Genomic DNA, 19,494 nt, shown 5'->3' with positions numbered 1-19,494 from the left:
CCAGCCCGGCAGACGCCGGGCTGGAAAAGAGTCAGACGGTACTCAGGCAGGCACCAGGATCTGGGTGGCCAGGATCACCACCAGCAGGCCGACGGCGACCGGCATAGAGGTGCGTTTGACCACCTCGAACGGAGAGAGGTTGCCCATGCCCGCGCAGGCGACCACCACCCCGGAGACCGGCGAGATGGTGCGACCCAGATTGGAAGCCTGCAGCATGGGGATGACCAGGTAGGCGGGATTGACGCCCAGACTGGTGGCCAGGTGCGGGATCAGCTCCACGAAGGCGTAGAAGGGGGCGTTGCCGGAACCCGTGGTGAAGGCGGCCAATGTGGTGATGACCACCAGCACCAGCATGATGATGATGCCGCCTGTGCCAAAGCTCTGGGCCAGATCCAGGAGGTTGGCGATGAAGCCGAGCCCCATCAGCCCCTGGGCGAAGACCCCGGCCCCCACCAGCAGCATGACCACGCCGGCGAAGGCGTCAGCCATGCTGCGCCAGCACACCTGCAGACCGTCCAGCAATTCCTTGCCGTTGTGTTTGCGCACCAGCTCCAGCAAGGCGGCCAGCACCAGGCAGATGACGATGATGGTGACTATGTCGAGCTTGGGGCCCAGTTTGCCGTCAAACAGCAGCACGCCGATGATGGGGGTGAACGGCAGTATGGCGTAGAAGCCGGGGGCATCTGTGATGAGATCGCTCGGAGCGACCGCCTCGTTGTGCTCGCCGGACTTTCTGTCCAGATAGCGCTGCCAGAAGAAGTGGGTCACCGCCATGGCGGCTATGGCCGTCAGGGAGATGGGCAGGGTCAGCTTGAAGGCAAACTCGATGAGCTCCATGTTGGCGGCCTGGGCGGCCATCACCACGTCCCCCGAGGTGGGGGCCAGTATGATGGCGGCCGGGGAGGCGCACACCGCAGCCGCGGCGCCACGGGAGATCCCCATGTTGACCATCAGCGGGAACAGGGTCGCCATCAGCAGCACGCCGAGGCCGGTCGCCGAGCTCACCGCCAGCGACATGGCGCAGGCCACCAGGTAGGCGGCCACCAGCAGGATATAGGGAGACTTGATGATGCCGAGGGGCTTGCTGGCCAGTTTCACCAAGATGGTGTTGGCGCCGATGTGGCTCATGTAGCCGGCAAAGCCGCACAGCACCATGATCAGCATGCCGAGGCCACCGCCCCTGTCCACCAGCAGGAAGCGCACGTACTCGAACACGTCGGTAGCCACGTGGCCGGTGGAAGCGACGCTGGCAGGCAGCACCGCCTTGCCCATCAGGGCGGTGATCGCCAGCAGCAAGAGGCCGCCGCTGAGCAGCACCCCGGTCGCCGAATAGCCCTTGAAGATGTAGCGACCCACGGCCAGGGTGACCAGGGTGCCAATAAGGAGTTCCATCATAAATAGGTTCCTGAGTATGGAGTGACGTCGGGCATCTAGCGGGCTGAGCAGAGGGTTGGACTGGCTAGCTCGACATGTGCCAACAAAAACGCCGGGATTATTACCTCATAAGGAGTAATTCACCATGGGGATGGTGGCTGGCTGTGATCTCCCTTGCAAATCCCCATCCGGAACAGGGTCGGATCCCGCCCCTTTGTCGCCCCCGGCACCGAGAGCAGGTGACAGCGTCCCTGATCGCGGTTAATCTCCCACACTGACTATTAATTCATTGATTATTAATTGAAATTACGCCGGACTCACAAGGAGCAAGGCAGCACAACGATGGGATTCTTCAGCAAGACAGGGGCGGTGGCGGCCCTCATATATGCCGCCTCAATCGGAGCGGCACCCTCCCATTATGCAGGTATTCGGGTGGCGCCCGATATCAAGGTCGATTTCCAGTTCTATCGGGTATCAGGGGCCGATGTGGCCGCCGTGATGCGCCAGATAGCCAGGCAGGCACCGGCCCAGGCCGATGGCCATATCGGCAGGGCCAGCTATCAGCTCTCCTGGCAGTTGCAGACCAGGGCGACCCCGGCGCGCTGCGAGCTGGATCAGGCCAGCGTGACGGCCCGCATCCAGGTCAGGGTGCCGAACTGGATGGACAAGGGCAGGGCGTCCGCGGTGGAGCGGCAGAAGTGGGACAAGCTGGTGGCGGCCATGTTCGACTACGAGAGCCGTCACAAGGACATATTGCTGGAGAGCGTCAGCCAGCTTGGCATCCGGCTTGCCCAGCTGCCCGTCGCCCAGGATTGCGCCGCCTTGCAGTACCAGGGCTGGCAACAGGGGCAGGCAGTGCTGGAGGCAACCCGCGATCGATTCGCCACCCTGGCGCAGCAGACCGATAGGGGACGCAAGCTCGGGGTCCTCTGGCCAGAGGGCAGTTGAGCGTCATCGCCAATAAAAAAACGGGCTTCCCTGGGGAAGCCCGTTTTTTGTTGGCGCGCAATGGTGCGGCGGTCGGCAGCGGCCGCCACGCCTCCTTGCCTAGTCCCGTAGCGGCTTGCCCTTGCGCAGCCTGCGCACCCAGTAGCGGGCCGGATGCAGCGCCTCCAGCAGATCGGCGGCCAGTGGCAGTGGATCACCGCAGATTTCGCTCGCGACCAGCTCACCGCAGAGCGGCGCCGAGCACAGACCCCGGGAGCCGAGGGCGCCCAGCACATAGAGACCGGCGTGCAGGGGCAGCGCGCTCTGCTGATCAGCGGGGGCCTTGAGGTCGTGATCCGCCAGGCTTGCCAATCTGGCGATTGGCCCCACCACCGGCAGGTGATCCCGGCTGGCGCAGCGCACTCCCACTCGCGCCTCCTTGCCGCTCACATCCACCTCGGCAGGCCAGCTTTGATCCGGCAGGCAGGCTTGCAGCCGCGCCTGGTTCTGAACCTGCTCCTCGGCACTATACGCGAGGGTGCTCTGATTGCGGCCATAGCTGGCCCCGATGCAGTGCGCTCCGTCGTGGGCCGGGGTGAGGTAGCCGTCGTAACAGAGCACAGTCCTGAGCTGGCTTAACCGCGCCGTGGTCGGCACATGGCTCACCTGGCCGCGCACCGGGTAGAGCGGCAACTCCGCAAAGGGGATCAGGGCGGGCAGCTGATGACCGGCAGCCACCACCAGATTGGGAGCCAGCCACTGGCGGCCATCCTGGCTCTCCACCTGCCAGCCGTCCGCCAATTCGGTAATGGTGCTCACTGGTGTGTGGTACTCAAGGTGCAGCAGGCCGCTGGCTTGCGCTTCTTTCAGGGCGGCGCGGGTGAGATCCGCCGGGCAGAGCCAGCCCCCCAGGGGATAGCTGACACCACCATGGCCGCAGGGCAGGCCGACCACCTGCTCAACTTCTGAGGCAGAGAGTGGGTGCATCAGCTCGGGGGGGAAGGGGCCCTGACCCATCTTGGCGAGCTTGGCGGCGGATTTCTCGTCATAGCCAAGCTGGGTGACGCCGCACAGGGAGAAGGCGACGGGATGGCGCGCGGCCAGGGCCTGCAGCCGCTGGCGGGCATAGCCGAAGGCCAGGGAATAGAAGCGCGACAGCGCATCGTGCTCCCCATTGAGCAGGGGATAGAGCGCCCCCTGGCGGTTGCCGGAGGCGCCGGTGGCGGGCTCGCCCTCTGCACACAGCAGGGTCACCTTGCGGCCCCGCTCCACCAGCGACAGTATCGTCATGGCGGAGGCGATGCCGCCGCCGATGATGAGCACCTCGCCGTCACGGCCGACGGGACGGGCATACCAGGGGGAGATGCTCTGCTCGGGCGACTTGCCCTCCCGCATCCCTGCCAGCATCTCCCGCTTGCTGCCGTGCCCCTTCACCTTCTTCATGGCAAAGCCGGCGTCAATCAGGCCGCGGCGCACGAAACCGGCGCAGGTAAAGGTGGAGAGGGTCGCGGCGGGGCGAGCGAGGCGAGCCAGACCATCGAACAGCGCTTGCGTCCACATCTCGGGATTCTTGGCCGGCGAGAAGCCATCCAGATACCAGGCATCCACCAGGCCCTGGGGCCCGTGAGGCACCTGGGGCAGCATCTCCTTGATGTCGCCAAGCCAGAGATCGAGGCGGATACGGCCGCCGGCAAACAGCAGACGGTGGCAGCCGGATACCGGCAGCGGCCACTGGTCGATGAGAGGCTGGCTTAAGGACGCCAGCTCGGGCCAGGCCGCCAGGGCCTTGCGCAGATCGGCCTGGGCCAGGGGGTATTTCTCGAAGCTGATGAAGTGCAGGCGCGAGCCGTTGCCGGATTGGGGCGCCTGTTCCAGGAAGGCGGCCATTGTCGCCAGAAAGTTAAGACCTGTGCCGAAACCTGTTTCGCCAATCACGAAACTGTCACTATCGTGGTGCGAAAATCGTGCCGGTAGGTGATTTTGCAATAAAAAGACGTAGCGGGTTTCACTTAGACCGTTATCATTGGAAAAGTACACATCCCCGAACTCACTGGAGACTGGAGTTCCCGCTTCATTCCAGTCCAATCGGGCATGATGTAAGGATGTTTGACTCACGTTTTCCTCTGCTCGCGTCATAAATTCGCGGGCATTCTACGTGAAAGCAGACCAGTTTGGCAGCCGAAAGCGGGTAGACTCGGTGCCAGTTTTTCCAGACGAGATGAATTAATGAGAAGAGCAGTGATCACCGGTATCGGCGTCATCTCCAGTATCGGCAACAACAAGGAAGAGGTGCTGGCCTCCCTGAAAGCAGGCAAATCCGGCATCACCTATTCCGAGCAGTTTGAACAGTACAACCTGCGCAGCCGTGTCTGGGGTAACATCAAACTCGATCCGTCTGAACTGATCGACCGTAAAGTCATGCGTTTCATGGGTGACGCCGCGGCCTATGCCTATCTGTCCATGGAGCAGGCCATCGCTGACGCGGGTCTGCCAGAGGATCAGGTCTCCAACGAGCGTACCGGCATAGTGGTCGGCTCCGGCGGCGCCTCCGGCAAGAACACCTCGGAGTCTGCGGACATTGCCCGTGAGAAAGGGGTCAAGCGCGTGGGTCCCTACATGGTGCCGCGCACCATGTCCTCCACCACCTCTGCCTGCCTGGCCACCCCGTTCAAGATCAAGGGTGTCAACTACACCATCAGCTCAGCTTGTGCCACCTCTGCCCACTGCATAGGCCACGCACTGGAGCTGATCCAGCTTGGCAAGCAGGACATCGTCTTCGCCGGCGGCGGCGAGGAGCTGGACTGGTCTTCCACCATACAGTTCGATGCCATGGGCGCCCTCTCCACCAAGTACAATGACACCCCGGAAAAGGCGTCCCGTACCTATGATGCGGACCGCGATGGTTTCGTCATCTCCGGTGGCGGCGGCATCCTGGTGGTCGAGGAGCTGGAACACGCCCTGGCCCGCGGTGCCCATATCTACGCCGAGATCACCGGTTACGGTGCCACCTCCGACGGCTACGACATGGTCGCCCCGAGCGGTGAAGGCGCTGTGCGTTGCATGAAGATGGCGATGAAGGACGTCGGCTCCGTGGACTACATCAACACCCACGGTACCTCCACCCCGGTCGGTGATACCAAGGAGCTTGAAGCCATCCAGACCCTGTTTGGCAGCAATGCGCCCAAGCTCTCCGCCACCAAGGCCATGACGGGTCATGCCCTGGGCGCCGCCGGTGTGCACGAGGCCGTCTACTCCCTGCTGATGATGGAACACGGCTTCATCGCCCCCAGCATCAACATCGAGAACCTGGACGAGAAGGCCGTGGGTCTGCCCATAGTGCGCGCCTACGAAACCGCCGATCTCAATACCGTCATGTCCAACAGCTTCGGCTTTGGCGGTACCAACGCTTCCCTGGTCTTCAGCAAGTTCAAGGCTTGATGAACCGATGAAGTGAAAAAAGGCGCCGAAAGGCGCCTTTTTTATTGGGCTTGAACTGGGCCTCAGGCCGGTTCGGTCAAAGGCAGCCGCATATAAACGGCGCCCTCACCGTACTCCTCCAGCGACTTGGGGGTCCTGGCTGGCACGAAGCCCTGCTTGCGCCAGAAGGCCGGGGCATCCTGCACCGCCACCAGCCCGGCATGCTGGTAACCCTCATCGCTGGCAAAGGCGAGAGCGGTAGCGAGCAGCCGCTGGCCCACCCCCAGGCCTCGCGCCTCGCCACTGACAGCGAGATCGTGCAGGTAGAACTCCTCGTGGTCGGTGAGAGGCTGCAAGGGTTGCGAGAGCGGAGGAGGGCAGTGGGCGCGCCAGGGATGGCAGAGCAGGTAACCGAGTACCCGGCCCTGACGCTCGGCGACCCAGCAGCAGGCGGGGGCGAGTTCTGCCTTGTTGCTCATCACCTCGAGGGGCTCGGGCTCCAGCTGGTGGTAGCACTCGCGCTGAATGGCCATGATGGCGGGCCAGTCTGGGGGCCGTATGGTTCTTATCTTGATCATCGTACTGGAGGGCGTGCGCCCCTGGTCAACCCATGAAAGAAGGGGGTCAGCATAACCCAAGGGGCGCGCAAACGGAACCGGGGTCCCTCAAGGCTCAGCGAACGGCCTGCTTGCTCACCACCTTGATCAGCTGATAGCGCACCGAGGAGGCGTCCGCCGGCACGTCGGTGAGCTGCTCGGTGCGCACTTCCAGCTGATAACGGAAACCGGGCTCGAAGGTGAAGCCTTCGATCTGCTGGTAGAAGAGGGTCCAGCTTTCACCGGGCTGGCTGCGCACCTGCATGCACTTCATGGGGGCGACACCGACGCAGTCGGCCAGCTTGTCCTGGATATAGAGGGTCTCTGTGGTCGGGGTGCTCTGGCAGGCGCTGAGCAACAGGGCGGAGCAGAGGAGCAGGGGAGCTTTCATGACGGGTGTCCTTGGCGTAAAAGGGCGCGATTAAACCCTCAAATGAAAAGGCGGTCAATGACCGCCTTTGTAACAAACCATGACAACTTGCCGGATCAGCGTTGATCGAGCGGAGTGAAATCCCGTTGGGCCAGGCCGGTATAGAGCTGACGCGGGCGACCGATCTTCTGATCCGGGTCCGAGTGCATCTCGTTCCAGTGGGCGATCCAGCCGATGGTGCGGGAGATGGCGAAGATCACGGTGAACATGGACATGGGGATGCCAATGGCCTTCATGATGATGCCGGAGTAGAAGTCCACGTTCGGGTAGAGTTTCTTCTCGATGAAGTAGGGGTCGGAGAGCGCGATGCGCTCCAGCTCCATGGCCACATCCAGCAGCGGATCCTTGATCTGCAGCTCGGTCAGTACCTCGTGGCAGGTTTCGCGCATCACTGTGGCACGGGGATCGTGGTTCTTGTAGACCCGGTGACCGAAGCCCATCAGACGGAAGGGGTCGTTCTTGTCCTTGGCCTTGGCAATGTACTCGGGGATGCGATCCACGGAGCCAATCTCTTCGAGCATCTTGAGGCAGGCTTCGTTGGCACCACCGTGGGCCGGTCCCCACAGGGAGGCGATCCCCGCGGCGATACAGGCAAAGGGGTTGGCACCGGAGGAGCCGGCCAGACGCACCGTGGAGGTGGAGGCGTTCTGCTCGTGATCCGCATGCAGGGTGAAGATGCGATCCATGGCCCGCTCGACGATGGGGTTGACCTTGTACTCTTCGGTCGGCACGCCAAACATCATGTGCAGGAAGTTGCCGGCATAGGAGAGGGCGTTGCGCGGCTGCATGAAGGGCTGGCCGATGGAGTACTTGTAACACATGGCGGCCAGGGTCGGCATCTTGGAGAGCAGACGGAAGGCACAGATCTCGCGATGCTCTTCGTTGTTGATGTCGAGGGCATCGTGATAGAAGGCGGACAGTGCGCTGACCACACCGCACATGATCGCCATGGGGTGGGAGTCACGGCGGAAGCCGCGGAAGAAGAAGGCGATCTGCTCGTGCACCATGGTGTGGCGGGTGACCAGACGTTCAAATTCCGCGTATTGCGTCTTGGTTGGCGCCTCGCCGTACAGCAGTATGTAGCAGACTTCCAGGTAACTGGCCTGGGTGGCCAACTGGGCGATGGGATAACCACGGTGCAGCAAGACACCCTGATCTCCGTCGATATAGGTAATGGATGATTTGCAAGCACCGGTGGCCATAAAGCCGGGGTCGAAGGTGAAATACCCTTGCGCGCCCAGTTTTCTGACATCGATTACATCGGGTCCAACAGTACCGGACAGGATCGGTAGTTCTACCGGCTCTTTTCCGGGCAGATGTAGGGTGGCTATCTTATCAGCCATAGCACGTCTCCTTTGCTCTTTTATAATTTGGTTCCAGTCCTACTTTATTACGACTTTCATGACGCTGGCAAAGGTTCTTACCCGTACCACGGCGGCTGGAGCGCCTTATTTGAACCAGAGAACCACCTTCTTGTCAATTTTCTTGAATGATCATTAATGACTTGTTAAAGCGGTTGTGAGATCTGGTTTACGGTTTTGGGTTTTCTATGTAGCTAATTGATTGTCATTGGTTAAGGCCGCCGATATACTGCGCCTCGTGGGTGATGGCCGTCGGTGTTTGAAACGCTTTCGCAAAGCCAGATGTGATATCTAAAATGTTGTTTTTGGCTTTTCCGAGTTGTTTTGGTAACAAAAACCTAACAAATGCCACTCCTAGCCCTCAAAGCGTGTGAAAACAATAACTAACGTGCTCAATGGAGCTGAGTGGGCAAAGCCGTGAAAAATAAACAGAGACCTGTAAACCTCGACCTGCAAACGATCAGCTTTCCTGTCACCGCCATCGCTTCCATCTTGCACCGTGTCTCAGGGGTCATCACCTTTGTGGCGCTGGCCATCTTGCTGTGGATGCTTGGTACTTCACTCTCCTCTCCCGAAGGATTTGAAACCGTGGTTGCCATCATGGACAACTTCCTGGTCAAGTTCGTGTTGTGGGGGATCCTGACTGCGCTGGCATACCACATAGTGGGCGGCCTGCGTCACCTGGTCATGGACATGGGGCATTGGGAAGAGCTGGATTCCGCGAATCAGAGTGCCCGGGTGGGCTTCGTGATTACCGGGATTCTGGCGGTATTGGCGGGGGTACTGGTATGGTAACCAATTCTGCAACTTTCGGGCGCAGCGGTGTTCATGATTACATCCTGATCCGCGCCACCGCCCTCATCATGACGGCTTACGTCCTCTACCTGGTCGGCTTTGTCGCCTTCAACGACATTACCTACGAGGTGTGGACCGGCTTCTTCGCCACAACCTTCACCAAGGTCTTCACCCTGCTGACGCTCTTGTGCGTCCTGATCCACGCCTGGATCGGTCTGTGGCAGGTGCTGACCGACTATATCAAGCCGGTCGGGCTGCGCGGTGCGCTGCAGTTTGCGCTGGTGGTGGTGCTGTTCGTCTATCTGATGACGGGTTTCGTCGTGCTGTGGGGTGTGTAAGGTGACTATTCCAACTCGTGAATTTGATGCGGTCGTGATCGGTGCCGGTGGTGCCGGCATGCGCGCCGCGCTGCAGATTGCCCAGTCCGGCAAGAGCTGCGCACTGCTTTCCAAGGTTTTCCCGACTCGTTCCCACACGGTTTCCGCCCAGGGCGGGATCACGGTCGCCCTGGGCAATGCCCATGACGACAACTGGCAGTGGCACATGTATGACACCGTCAAGGGCTCCGATTACATCGGTGACCAGGAAGCGATTGAATACATGTGCAAGACGGGCCCCGAGGCCATCTATGAGCTGGAGAACATGGGCTTGCCCTTCTCCCGCTTCGACAACGGCTCTGTCTATCAGCGCCCCTTCGGCGGTCAGTCCAAGAATTTTGGTGGCGAGCAGGCGGCCCGTACCGCGGCGGCGGCCGACCGGACAGGTCACGCCCTGCTGCATACCCTGTATCAGCAGAACGTCAAGAACAAGACCACCGTCTTCTCCGAGTGGTATGCCCTGGATCTGGTGAAGAACCAGGACGGCCACATCGTCGGCTGTACCGCCATCGACATGGAGAGCGGCGAAGTCGTCTACTTCAAGGCCAAGGCCACGGTGCTCGCCACCGGCGGCGCCGGTCGCATCTACCAGTCCACCACCAACGCCCACATCAACACGGGTGACGGCGTCGGCATGGCACTGCGTGCCGGGGTTGGCGTGCAGGACATGGAGTTCTGGCAGTTCCACCCCACCGGCATCGCCGGGGCAGGGGTACTGGTGACCGAGGGTTGCCGTGGTGAAGGCGGCTATCTGCTCAACAAAGATGGCGAGCGCTTCATGGAGCGTTATGCACCCAACGCCAAGGACTTGGCCGGTCGCGACGTGGTGGCTCGCTCCATCATGATCGAGATCCGCGAAGGCCGTGGCTGTGACGGTCCCTGGGGCCCGCACATCAAGCTCAAGTTGGATCACCTCGGTAAAGAGGTACTGGAATCCCGTCTGCCGGGCATCTGCGAGCTCTCTCGCACCTTCGCCCACGTGGATCCGGTCAAGGAACCCATTCCCATCATCCCGACCTGCCACTACATGATGGGCGGTGTGCCGACCAGCGTGAACGGCCAGTGCCTGACCCAGGATAAAGACGGCAACGACGTCCCCGTGGTCGGCCTGTTCGCGGTGGGGGAGATAGCCTGCGTTTCCGTGCACGGTGCCAACCGCCTCGGCGGCAACTCCCTGCTGGATCTGGTGGTGTTCGGTCGTGCCGCCGGCATGCACCTGGTGGAGACCCTGGGCGAGATGGATCATGGCCGCGATGCCTCCGAGTCCGATATCGCCGCGGCGCTGGCCCGCTTCAATCGCTGGGAGAACAACCGCGATGGCGAGGATCCCGCCGAGATCCGCCGTGACCTGCAACGCTGCATGCAGAACAACTTCTCCGTGTTCCGTGAAGGGGACGCCATGGCAGAAGGGCTGGCCGAGCTGAAACTCATCCGCGAGCGCCTCAAGAATGCCCGTCTGGACGACACCTCCAAGGAGTTCAACACCCAGCGCATCGAGTGTCTGGAACTGGACAACCTGATGGAGACGGCGTTTGCCACCGCAGTTGCCGCCAACTTCCGTACCGAGAGCCGGGGCGCCCATAGCCGCTTCGACTTCCCGGAGCGTGACGACGAGAGCTGGTTGTGCCACAGCCTCTATCATCCGGACACCGAGTCCATGACCCGTCGCGCGGTCAACATGTCACCCAAGACCCGTGAGGCGTTCCCGCCCAAGGTCCGGACTTACTGATTGCGGAGCCAAGCACAATGAACGTCACATTCTCGGTATATCGCTATAACCCGGACGTTGATAACGTCCCGCATATGAAGGAATATCGTCTTGATATTCCTGAAGGTTCCGACATGATGGTGCTCGACGCACTGATCCAGTTGAAAGAGCTGGATCCTACTCTCTCCTTCCGCCGCTCGTGCCGCGAAGGGGTCTGTGGATCAGACGGTCTCAACATGAATGGCAAGAACGGTCTTGCCTGCATCACCCCGCTCTCCGATCTGCTGAAGAAGGGCAACAAGGTCGTCATCCGGCCCCTGCCTGGTCTGCCGGTGATCCGCGATCTGGTGATCGACATGACCCAGTTCTACACCCAGTGGGAGAAGGTCAAGCCCTTCCTCATCAACGATGAAAAACTGCCGCCCGTGCGTGAGCACCTGCAATCCCCCGAAGAGCGCGCCAAGCTGGATGGCCTGTACGAGTGTATTCTCTGTGCCTGCTGCTCCACCTCTTGTCCCTCCTTCTGGTGGAACCCGGACAAGTTCATAGGCCCCGCTGGCCTGCTCGCCGCCTACCGCTGGCTGGCGGACAGCCGCGACACCGCCGCCACTGAACGACTGGGCAACCTGGATGACGCCTTTAGCGTGTTCCGCTGCCACGGCATCATGAACTGCGTGAACGTCTGTCCCAAGGGCTTGAACCCGACCAAGGCCATCGGTCAGATCAAGTCGATGTTGCTCAACCGGGCTGTTTGATACCAGGGCCAGGGCGCCTTGCGCCGGGCCCGACCTCTGGATAGCCATCCCGTCCCGGGATGGCTATGACCCTACAAGCTGCGCTGCAGTGAACAAGATGTACAAGGGATAGAAATGCATAACGGCGTGATGAAGGCCTGGTTGGAGTCATCTCACCTGGCTGGTGCGAATGCAAGCTACATTGAGGATTTGTACGAATCCTTCCTGGAAAACCCCGACTCCGTGGCCGATGAGTGGCGCAGCCTGTTTAGCGAGCTGCCCCAGGTCAATGGCCATGCAGTTGAACAACCCCACTCCCAGGTTCGCGACTATTTCCGCCGCCTGGCCAAGGATCCCTCCCGTTACAGCGCCCCTGTCTCCGATCCCCAGGTGGATGCCAAGCAGGTGCGCGTACTGCAGCTGATCAACGCCTTCCGCTTCCGCGGTCACCAGAATGCCAATCTGGATCCCCTCGGCCTCTGGACCCGTGAAACCGTTGCCGAGCTCGACCCGGCATTTCACAACCTGCAGGGCGCAGACATGGAGGCCACCTTCAATGTGGGCTCCTACGCCATAGGTCGCGAGACCATGGTGCTCTCCGATCTCTACGCCTCGCTGAAGAAAACCTACTGCAGCAGCATAGGTGCAGACTACATGCACATCACCTCCACCGAGGAGAAGCGCTGGCTGCAAGACCGTCTTGAATCCATCGAAGGGAAGGGGACCTATACCCTCGAAGAGAAGACCCGCTTCCTCGAGAGCCTGACCGCCGCCGAAGGGCTGGAAAAATACCTGGGTGCCAAGTTCCCGGGGGCCAAGCGTTTCTCCCTGGAAGGGGGCGATGCCATGGTGCCCATGCTCAAGGAGCTGATCCGCCGCGCCGGTGAGCAGGGCTGCAAAGAGGCCGTCATCGGCATGGCCCACCGGGGTCGCCTGAACGTGCTGATCAACGTGCTGGGCAAGCGCGCCCAGGAGCTGTTCGACGAGTTCGCCGGCAAGCACGGCGAATCCTGGGGGACAGGGGATGTGAAGTACCACATGGGCTTCTCCTCCGACTTCGCCACCCCGGGCGGCAACGTCCACCTGGCGCTGGCCTTCAACCCGTCCCACCTCGAGATCGTCAACCCCGTGGTCATCGGCTCGGTCCGTGCCCGCATGGACAGACGCGGTGACAAGGACGGCTCCAGCGTCTTGCCCATCACCATCCACGGTGACTCCGCCATCGCGGGGCAGGGTGTGGTGGCCGAGACCTTCAACATGTCCCTGACCCGTGCCTACGGCGTCGGCGGCACTGTGCGCATCGTCATCAACAACCAGGTCGGTTTCACCACCTCCTATCAACGTGACCTGCGCTCCACCGAATACTGTACCGACATCGCCAAGGCGGTGCAGGCACCTGTCCTGCATGTTAACGGAGATGACCCGGAAGCCGTGGTGCTGGTGACCCAGATTGCGCTGGATTACCGCAACACCTTCAAGCGCGACGTGGTGATCGAGCTGGTCTGCTACCGTCGTCACGGTCACAACGAGGCCGACGAGCCGAGCGCGACCCAGCCCCTGATGTACCAGAAGATCAAGCAGCACCCGACGCCGCGCAAGATCTACGCCGATCAGCTGATTGGCGAAGGCACCATCACCCCCGAGCTGGCCACCACCCTGGTCAACGACTATCGCGATACCCTGGATCGGGGCGAGCGGGTGAGCAAGGAGTGGCGTCCCATGGAGCTGCACTCCGTGGACTGGACCCCGTATCTGGGTCACGACTGGGCCATGAGCTACGACAGCACTGTGCCCATGGATCACCTCAAATCCCTCGGCGAGCGCATCAGCCAGTACCCGGCGACCCATGTGCTGCAACGTCAGGTCGAGAAGATTTACGAAGACCGCCGCCTGATGGCCGCTGGCGAGAAGCTGGTGGACTGGGGCTTTGCCGAGACCCTGGCCTACGCCACCCTGGTGGACAAGGGTGCGCGCATCCGCTTCACCGGGGAAGACTCCGGTCGTGGCACCTTCTTCCATCGCCACGCCGTGCTGCACAACCAGACCGATGCGAGCACCTACACCCCGCTGTGCAACCTGCACGACGAGCAAGGTCCGTTCGAGATCTACGACTCGGTGCTGACCGAAAACGCGGTACTGGCGTTCGAATATGGCTACGCCAGCGCCGAGCCGGCCGGTCTGACCATCTGGGAAGCCCAGTTCGGCGACTTCGCCAACTGCGCCCAGGTGGTGGTGGATCAGTTCCTCTCCTCCGGCGAGCAGAAGTGGGGCCGGATGTGCGGTCTGACCATGCTGCTGCCCCACGGCTACGAGGGGCAGGGTCCGGAACACTCCTCCGCCCGTCTGGAGCGCTATCTGCAGATGTGTGCCCAGCACAACATGCAGGTGTGCGTGCCCTCCACCCCGGCCCAGGTGTTCCACATGCTGCGCCGTCAGGTGGTGCGCCCGATGCGCCGTCCGCTCATCGTGATGACGCCCAAGTCCTTGCTGCGCCACCCGCTGGCGGTGAGCAAGCTCGACGAGCTGGCGGAAGGCACTTTCCAGAACGCCATCGGCGAGATCGATGCCCTGGATCCGAAAGCCGTCAAGCGGGTGGTCTTCTGCTCCGGCAAGGTCTACTACGACCTGCTCGATGCCCGTCGCAAGGCGGAGCAGCAGGATGTGGCACTGGTACGGATCGAGCAGCTCTACCCCTTCCCGGAAGAGGAAGTGCGCGCCATCCTGGCCGATTATGCCCACGTCACCGATTTCGTCTGGTGTCAGGAAGAGCCGCAGAACCAGGGCGCCTGGTACAGCACCCGTCATCACTATGACAGCGTGCTGCCAAGCAATGCCCGTCTGCGTTACGCAGGTCGCCCGGCCTCGGCCTCACCGGCCGTCGGTTACATGTCTGTCCACGCCAAGCAGCAGAAAGCCCTGGTGGAAGACGCGCTGACCCTGGAATAAACGAGTTGTGAAGGGGAGGGGGCTCCGTGAAGCCGACCCTCTCCGTCTCTGGAACAAGCCTGCTGGCCAAGAAGTAACAAGGAACTGATTACATGACTATCGAGATCAAGGTACCGGACCTGCCGGAATCAGTGGCAGACGCCACCATCGCCACCTGGCACAAGAAACCGGGTGATCTGGTTGCCCGTGACGAAGTGCTGGTTGACATCGAAACCGATAAAGTCGTGCTGGAAGTCCCCGCGCCGGAAGCCGGTGTACTGGGCGACATCCTGCAACTGGAAGGCGCGACCGTGCTCTCCCGCCAGCTGATCGCCATCCTCAAGGCGGCCCCTGTGGCCGGTGAAGAGACCAAGGAGAAGCCGGTGGAAGTGGCAGCCGATGACGCTGCCGACGGTTTGAGCCCCTCGGTGCGCCGCCTGGTGGCCGAGCACGACATCGACGTGGCCAAGCTGACCGGCACCGGCAAGGGTGGTCGCGTCACCAAGGAAGACGTGGATGCCTTCATCAAGAACCTGGGCAAGCCGGCAGCCCCCGTCGCTGCAGTGGCTGTCGCACCTGTTGCGCCCATAGCCCCGCTGGCTGGTCGCACCGAGAAGCGCGTGCCCATGACCCGTCTGCGCAAGCGCATCGCCGAACGTCTGCTGGAGGCCAAGAACACCACCGCCATGCTGACCACCTTCAACGAGATCAACATGGCGCCCATCATGAAGCTGCGCAAGCAGTACGGCGAGATCTTCGAGAAGAAGCACGGCATCAAGCTCGGCTTCATGTCCTTCTACGTCAAGGCCGTGGTCGAATCCCTCAAGCGCTATCCGGAAGTGAACGCGGCGCTGGATGGTGATGATGTGGTGTACCACAACTACTTCGACGTCAGCATCGCCGTCTCCACCCCCCGTGGTCTGGTGACCCCTGTGCTGCGTGACTGCGACAACATGAGCCTCGCCGACATCGAGAAGGCCATCAAGGATCTGGCGGGCAAGGGCCGTGACGGCAAGCTGACCGTGGACGAACTGACCGGCGGCAACTTCACCATCACCAACGGCGGCGTGTTCGGCTCCCTGATGTCCACCCCCATCATCAACCCGCCCCAGAGCGCCATTCTGGGCATGCACAAGATCCAGGACAGACCCATGGCCGTCGACGGCAAGGTCGAGATCCTGCCGATGATGTACCTGGCGCTCTCCTACGATCACCGCATCATCGACGGCCGCGAGTCCGTGGGCTTCCTGGTCTCCATCAAGGAGCTGCTGGAAGACCCGACCCGTCTGCTGTTGGATGTCTGAGCAAGAGTGACTGAAAGATAACGAGGGGCCGCCCAGGCCCCCATTCACAGGGGATTGAGAAACACGAGCCCCGGACGGAAATACCTACAACACGGATAGAGCATCTATGAATCTGCATGAATATCAGGCAAAACAGCTGTTTGCCGAGTATGGCCTGCCGGTCTCCGAAGGTTATGCCTGCGCTACCCCGCAGGAAGCGGCCGAAGCGGCCGACAAGATTGGCGGCAACACCTGGGTCGTCAAGTGCCAGGTCCACGCCGGTGGGCGTGGCAAGGCGGGCGGCGTCAAGCTGGCCAAGAGCAAGGACGAGATCCGTGCCTTCGCCCAGAACTGGCTCGGCAAGAACCTGGTGACCTATCAGACTGACGCCAATGGTCAGCCGGTCACCAAGATCCTGGTAGAGTCCTGCACCGACATCGCCAAGGAGCTCTACCTCGGCGCCGTGGTGGACCGTGGCAGCCGCCGCGTGGTCTTCATGGCCTCCACCGAGGGTGGCGTGGACATCGAGAAGATCGCCCACGAAACCCCGGAACTCATTCACAAGGCTGCCATCGATCCCCTGGTGGGCCCGCAGGCTTATCAGGCACGCGAGCTGGCCTTCAAGCTGGGTCTGGTCGGCGATCAGATCAAGCAGTTCACCAAGATCTTCATGGGTCTGGGCCAGATGTTCCTGGACTGCGACTTCGCCCTGCTGGAGATCAACCCCCTGGTCATCACCGACAAGGGCAACCTGCACTGCCTCGACGGTAAGATCAACATCGACGCCAACGCTCTGTACCGTCAGCCCAAGCTGCGCCAGATGCACGATCCGTCCCAGGATGACCCCCGCGAAGCGCACGCCGCCCAGTGGGAGCTGAACTATGTGGCGCTGGATGGCAACATCGGCTGCATGGTCAACGGCGCGGGTCTGGCCATGGGCACCATGGACATCGTCAACCTGCACGGCGGCTCACCGGCCAACTTCCTGGACGTCGGCGGCGGCGCCACCAAGGAGCGCGTGACCGAGGCCTTCAAGATCATCCTGTCTGACAGCAAGGTACAAGCCGTGCTGGTCAACATCTTCGGCGGCATAGTGCGCTGCGACATGATCGCGGAAGGCATTATCGGCGCGGTCAAGGAAGTGGGGGTCAAGGTGCCCGTGGTAGTGCGTCTGGAAGGCAACAATGCCGAACTGGGTGCCCGTAAACTGGCCGACAGCGGCCTCAATATTATCGCCGCAACGAGTCTGACTGACGCAGCTCAGCAAGTGGTTAAAGCAGCGGAGGCCAAATAATGAGCGTTCTGATCAACAAAGACACCAAGGTGATCTGCCAGGGCTTCACCGGCGGTCAGGGTACCTTCCACTCCGAACAGGCCATTGCCTACGGTACCCAGATGGTCGGCGGCGTGTCACCGGGCAAGGGTGGCACCACCCACCTGGGCCTGCCGGTGTTCAACACAGTCCGTGACGCCGTGGAAGCCACCGGCGCCACTGCCTCCGTCATCTATGTTCCGGCCCCGTTCTGCAAGGACGCCATCCTGGAAGCCATCGATGCGGGCATCAAGCTCATCGTCACCATCACCGAAGGCATCCCGACCCTGGACATGCTGCAGGTCAAGGTGAAGCTGCAGGAAACCGGCGTGCGCATGATCGGTCCCAACTGCCCGGGCGTCATCACTCCGGGTGAGTGCAAGATCGGCATCATGCCGGGTCACATCCACAAGCCGGGCAAGGTGGGCATCGTCTCCCGCTCCGGCACCCTGACCTACGAAGCGGTCAAGCAGACCACGGACGAGGGCTTCGGCCAGTCCACCTGCGTCGGTATCGGTGGTGACCCCATCCCGGGCTCCAACTTCATCGACATCCTGGAGATGTTCCAGAACGATCCCAAGACCGAAGCCATCGTCATGATCGGCGAGATCGGCGGCAGCGCCGAAGAAGAGGCGGCGGCCTACATCAAGGCCCACGTCACCAAGCCGGTGGTCTCCTACATCGCGGGCGTCACCGCTCCGGCTGGCAAGCGCATGGGTCATGCGGGCGCCATCATCGCCGGTGGCAAGGGCACGGCAGCAGAGAAATTTGCCGCCCTGGAAGATGCCGGCGTAAAAACCGTGCGTTCCCTCGCCGATATCGGCAAAGCCCTGCGTGAAGTAACCGGCTGGTAATTTCTTTAGCCTGTTATCTCTAATAAAAATGCCGCCCTTGGGCGGCATTTTTTATGGATAGAATATGATTATGGTCACTCTTCAAATAGTTATTCTATCTACAGCTAGATCTTGAATAGAACCCTGCGTAGGATAGATGATGGCTAAATGACAATTTATTTTTTCATATTTCGTGGGTAGCGATATTTATGATGGAATTATTTGATACAAACCAGAGTAAAACTGTGCTTGCTAAATTTAGGCAAAAAATTGATGGCTTAGTTCCTTCGGATGATTTCGATAAACAGCGGAATAGTCTTATCCGCCTAATTGTTAATGCTATGGAAAAAAGACCTAGTGAATGGAATACGTTCTGTCAGATAAATATAAAGTGGATAGGCGATCAATTCATTAATAGGCTTGCTGATGAAAAAGATCTAACGAAAGATCGATTGGATGATATTTGCTCGATGTGTTTTAGATTTCTTTTCGAGCTGTATCTCTCAACCAAAAATGACCTGGCAATGGAGTTCGAAGCCGCAAGACGCTTCGTCTTTGATAATGTAAACTTATTTGAAGTTACGGCCAAGGAACAGATTGAGTTTGCGATCCGTGACATGCCTATTAGTATTTTCAAGGAGATTGCAAACAGTGAGGGAATTGAAAGTTTAAAGAATTTCGATGCTGTTTCAGAAAAAATTAAAAATATTAAAGAAGAATGGGATAGAGACTTAAGTGAGAGGGAGAGTAGAGCAAGAAATATAGAGGCGTCTCTATCTAAGTACGAGAATGCGTTTAACTTTGTTGGTTTATTTCAAGGCTTTGATGATTTAGCAAATGAAAAGAAAAATGAACGGGACGGGATTCTATTTTGGCTTAAATTGTTGTCTGTGATAATTATCTTACCGATAGTTGCTGAATTTGTACTCATATATAAGAATATAGATAACATATCTGCCATTAGAGATGGTTTATTGGTATCCATTTTTCCAACGCTTTCTTTAGTTGCGATCTCTATTTATTACTTTAGAGTTCTTCTTTTTAATTACAAGTCTGTTAAATCACAGTTATTGCAAATAGACCTTAGGAAAACATTATGCAGGTTCATTCAAAGTTATTCTGGGTATGCTAGCGAGATAAAAAGCCAAGATGCCGATGCTTTAGATAAATTTGAACGAATCATATTCTCTGGAATAGTGACCGAGGATGGAAGCCTGCCGTCTACGTTTGATGGAGTTGAACAAATAGGAAACTTCATAAAGTCGATTAAGTCCTAGGCTGTAGGAAATCTGGGGCTTCACCTTTTTGACTGCAGTGTAACCGTGTACTTGGTTTAATCTCGTATGTTGGGCTTCGCAGGCTCAGCCACAACCTACAGGCGTTGTAGGTTGGCGCTGAGCGTAGCGAAGCCCAACGTTTAAC

The 19,494-nt window shown here is 59.9% G+C and carries 16 protein-coding genes; 11 read left to right on the top strand and 5 right to left on the bottom strand.

The features are described 5' to 3' along the window. Positions 1–42: 42 nt before the first annotated feature. Positions 43–1,395, bottom strand: coding sequence for an anaerobic C4-dicarboxylate transporter DcuC (gene dcuC / locus G4923_RS10340; protein WP_111910962.1), 1,353 nt, complete (start codon positions 1,393–1,395; stop codon positions 43–45). A 321-nt stretch (positions 1,396–1,716) separates the two neighbouring features. Between dcuC and G4923_RS10335 the strand changes: the two genes are divergently transcribed. Beyond that, positions 1,717–2,322, top strand: coding sequence for a DUF922 domain-containing protein (locus G4923_RS10335; RefSeq protein WP_111910963.1), 606 nt, complete (start codon positions 1,717–1,719; stop codon positions 2,320–2,322). Positions 2,323–2,421: 99 nt separating this feature from the next. Here G4923_RS10335 and mnmC read toward each other — a convergent pair whose 3' ends face one another. Continuing rightward, a complete protein-coding gene (gene mnmC / locus G4923_RS10330; RefSeq protein ID WP_205596979.1) occupies positions 2,422–4,437 on the bottom strand; it encodes a bifunctional tRNA (5-methylaminomethyl-2-thiouridine)(34)-methyltransferase MnmC2/FAD-dependent 5-carboxymethylaminomethyl-2-thiouridine(34) oxidoreductase MnmC1 in 2,016 nt (671 codons plus the stop codon). Positions 4,438–4,527: 90 nt separating this feature from the next. Here mnmC and fabB point away from each other — a divergent pair, with 90 nt between their 5' ends. Further along, positions 4,528–5,739, top strand: a complete 1,212-nt coding sequence (gene fabB / locus G4923_RS10325; RefSeq protein ID WP_111910965.1) for a beta-ketoacyl-ACP synthase I — start codon at positions 4,528–4,530, stop codon at positions 5,737–5,739. 62 nt (positions 5,740–5,801) lie between these two features. Here fabB and G4923_RS10320 read toward each other — a convergent pair whose 3' ends face one another. From G4923_RS10320 to G4923_RS10310, 3 genes are all read right to left on the bottom strand, one after another. Beyond that, positions 5,802–6,296 carry a GNAT family N-acetyltransferase gene (locus tag G4923_RS10320; RefSeq protein WP_163136964.1) on the bottom strand — a complete coding sequence of 165 codons (495 nt, stop codon included), beginning with the start codon at positions 6,294–6,296 and terminating at the stop codon, positions 5,802–5,804. A 94-nt stretch (positions 6,297–6,390) separates the two neighbouring features. Continuing rightward, on the bottom strand, positions 6,391–6,705 hold the full coding sequence (locus G4923_RS10315) for a DUF4377 domain-containing protein (protein WP_106886998.1): 315 nt from the start codon (positions 6,703–6,705) through the stop codon (positions 6,391–6,393). Positions 6,706–6,800: 95 nt separating this feature from the next. Further along, positions 6,801–8,087, bottom strand: coding sequence for a citrate synthase (locus tag G4923_RS10310; protein ID WP_041205909.1), 1,287 nt, complete (start codon positions 8,085–8,087; stop codon positions 6,801–6,803). Between the two features lie 423 nt (positions 8,088–8,510). Between G4923_RS10310 and sdhC the strand changes: the two genes are divergently transcribed. The 9 genes from sdhC (at position 8,511) to G4923_RS10265 (ending at position 19,349) form a co-directional block, all read left to right on the top strand. Further along, positions 8,511–8,900 (top strand): succinate dehydrogenase cytochrome b556 subunit, encoded by a 390-nt coding sequence (gene sdhC / locus G4923_RS10305; protein WP_025326734.1) that lies wholly within the window; start codon positions 8,511–8,513, stop codon positions 8,898–8,900. Further along, positions 8,894–9,238, top strand: coding sequence for a succinate dehydrogenase, hydrophobic membrane anchor protein (gene sdhD, locus G4923_RS10300; RefSeq protein WP_005326929.1), 345 nt, complete (start codon positions 8,894–8,896; stop codon positions 9,236–9,238). Before sdhC ends, sdhD begins: the two co-directional genes overlap by 7 nt. A 1-nt stretch (position 9,239) precedes the next feature. Further along, positions 9,240–11,006 carry a succinate dehydrogenase flavoprotein subunit gene (sdhA, locus tag G4923_RS10295; protein WP_106886997.1) on the top strand — a complete coding sequence of 589 codons (1,767 nt, stop codon included), beginning with the start codon at positions 9,240–9,242 and terminating at the stop codon, positions 11,004–11,006. A 17-nt stretch (positions 11,007–11,023) separates the two neighbouring features. Then, positions 11,024–11,740, top strand: coding sequence for a succinate dehydrogenase iron-sulfur subunit (locus G4923_RS10290; RefSeq protein ID WP_025326736.1), 717 nt, complete (start codon positions 11,024–11,026; stop codon positions 11,738–11,740). A gap of 114 nt (positions 11,741–11,854) precedes the next feature. After that, entirely contained in the window at positions 11,855–14,665 is a 2,811-nt protein-coding gene (gene sucA / locus G4923_RS10285; protein ID WP_163136963.1) for a 2-oxoglutarate dehydrogenase E1 component, read from the top strand. Positions 14,666–14,757: 92 nt separating this feature from the next. Then, positions 14,758–15,948 carry a 2-oxoglutarate dehydrogenase complex dihydrolipoyllysine-residue succinyltransferase gene (gene odhB / locus G4923_RS10280; RefSeq protein ID WP_163136962.1) on the top strand — a complete coding sequence of 397 codons (1,191 nt, stop codon included), beginning with the start codon at positions 14,758–14,760 and terminating at the stop codon, positions 15,946–15,948. Positions 15,949–16,054: 106 nt separating this feature from the next. Further along, positions 16,055–17,221 (top strand): ADP-forming succinate--CoA ligase subunit beta, encoded by a 1,167-nt coding sequence (gene sucC, locus G4923_RS10275; RefSeq protein WP_106886993.1) that lies wholly within the window; start codon positions 16,055–16,057, stop codon positions 17,219–17,221. Then, positions 17,221–18,093 (top strand): succinate--CoA ligase subunit alpha, encoded by an 873-nt coding sequence (gene sucD / locus G4923_RS10270; RefSeq protein ID WP_042649072.1) that lies wholly within the window; start codon positions 17,221–17,223, stop codon positions 18,091–18,093. Before sucC ends, sucD begins: the two co-directional genes overlap by 1 nt. Positions 18,094–18,284: 191 nt before the next feature. Then, a complete protein-coding gene (locus G4923_RS10265) occupies positions 18,285–19,349 on the top strand; it encodes a hypothetical protein (RefSeq protein WP_205596978.1) in 1,065 nt (354 codons plus the stop codon). The last annotated feature ends 145 nt before the right edge of the window (positions 19,350–19,494 follow it).

This window comes from Aeromonas rivipollensis (assembly GCF_010974825.1).
Taxonomy (GTDB): domain Bacteria; phylum Pseudomonadota; class Gammaproteobacteria; order Enterobacterales; family Aeromonadaceae; genus Aeromonas; species Aeromonas rivipollensis.
This window is presented reverse-complemented; position numbering and strand designations above follow the sequence as displayed.

Bases quoted from the DNA above. Each gene is read 5' to 3' on its own strand.
- dcuC (WP_111910962.1), bottom strand. From the start codon at position 1,395: ATGATGGAACTCCTTATTGGCACCCTGGTCACCCTGGCCGTGGGTCGC.
- G4923_RS10335 (WP_111910963.1), top strand. From the start codon at position 1,717: ATGGGATTCTTCAGCAAGACAGGGGCGGTGGCGGCCCTCATATATGCC.
- mnmC (WP_205596979.1), bottom strand. From the start codon at position 4,437: ATGACGCGAGCAGAGGAAAACGTGAGTCAAACATCCTTACATCATGCC.
- fabB (WP_111910965.1), top strand. From the start codon at position 4,528: ATGAGAAGAGCAGTGATCACCGGTATCGGCGTCATCTCCAGTATCGGC.
- G4923_RS10320 (WP_163136964.1), bottom strand. From the start codon at position 6,296: ATGATCAAGATAAGAACCATACGGCCCCCAGACTGGCCCGCCATCATG.
- G4923_RS10315 (WP_106886998.1), bottom strand. From the start codon at position 6,705: ATGAAAGCTCCCCTGCTCCTCTGCTCCGCCCTGTTGCTCAGCGCCTGC.
- G4923_RS10310 (WP_041205909.1), bottom strand. From the start codon at position 8,087: ATGGCTGATAAGATAGCCACCCTACATCTGCCCGGAAAAGAGCCGGTA.
- sdhD (WP_005326929.1), top strand. From the start codon at position 8,894: ATGGTAACCAATTCTGCAACTTTCGGGCGCAGCGGTGTTCATGATTAC.
- G4923_RS10290 (WP_025326736.1), top strand. From the start codon at position 11,024: ATGAACGTCACATTCTCGGTATATCGCTATAACCCGGACGTTGATAAC.
- sucA (WP_163136963.1), top strand. From the start codon at position 11,855: ATGCATAACGGCGTGATGAAGGCCTGGTTGGAGTCATCTCACCTGGCT.
- odhB (WP_163136962.1), top strand. From the start codon at position 14,758: ATGACTATCGAGATCAAGGTACCGGACCTGCCGGAATCAGTGGCAGAC.
- sucC (WP_106886993.1), top strand. From the start codon at position 16,055: ATGAATCTGCATGAATATCAGGCAAAACAGCTGTTTGCCGAGTATGGC.
- sucD (WP_042649072.1), top strand. From the start codon at position 17,221: ATGAGCGTTCTGATCAACAAAGACACCAAGGTGATCTGCCAGGGCTTC.
- G4923_RS10265 (WP_205596978.1), top strand. From the start codon at position 18,285: ATGGAATTATTTGATACAAACCAGAGTAAAACTGTGCTTGCTAAATTT.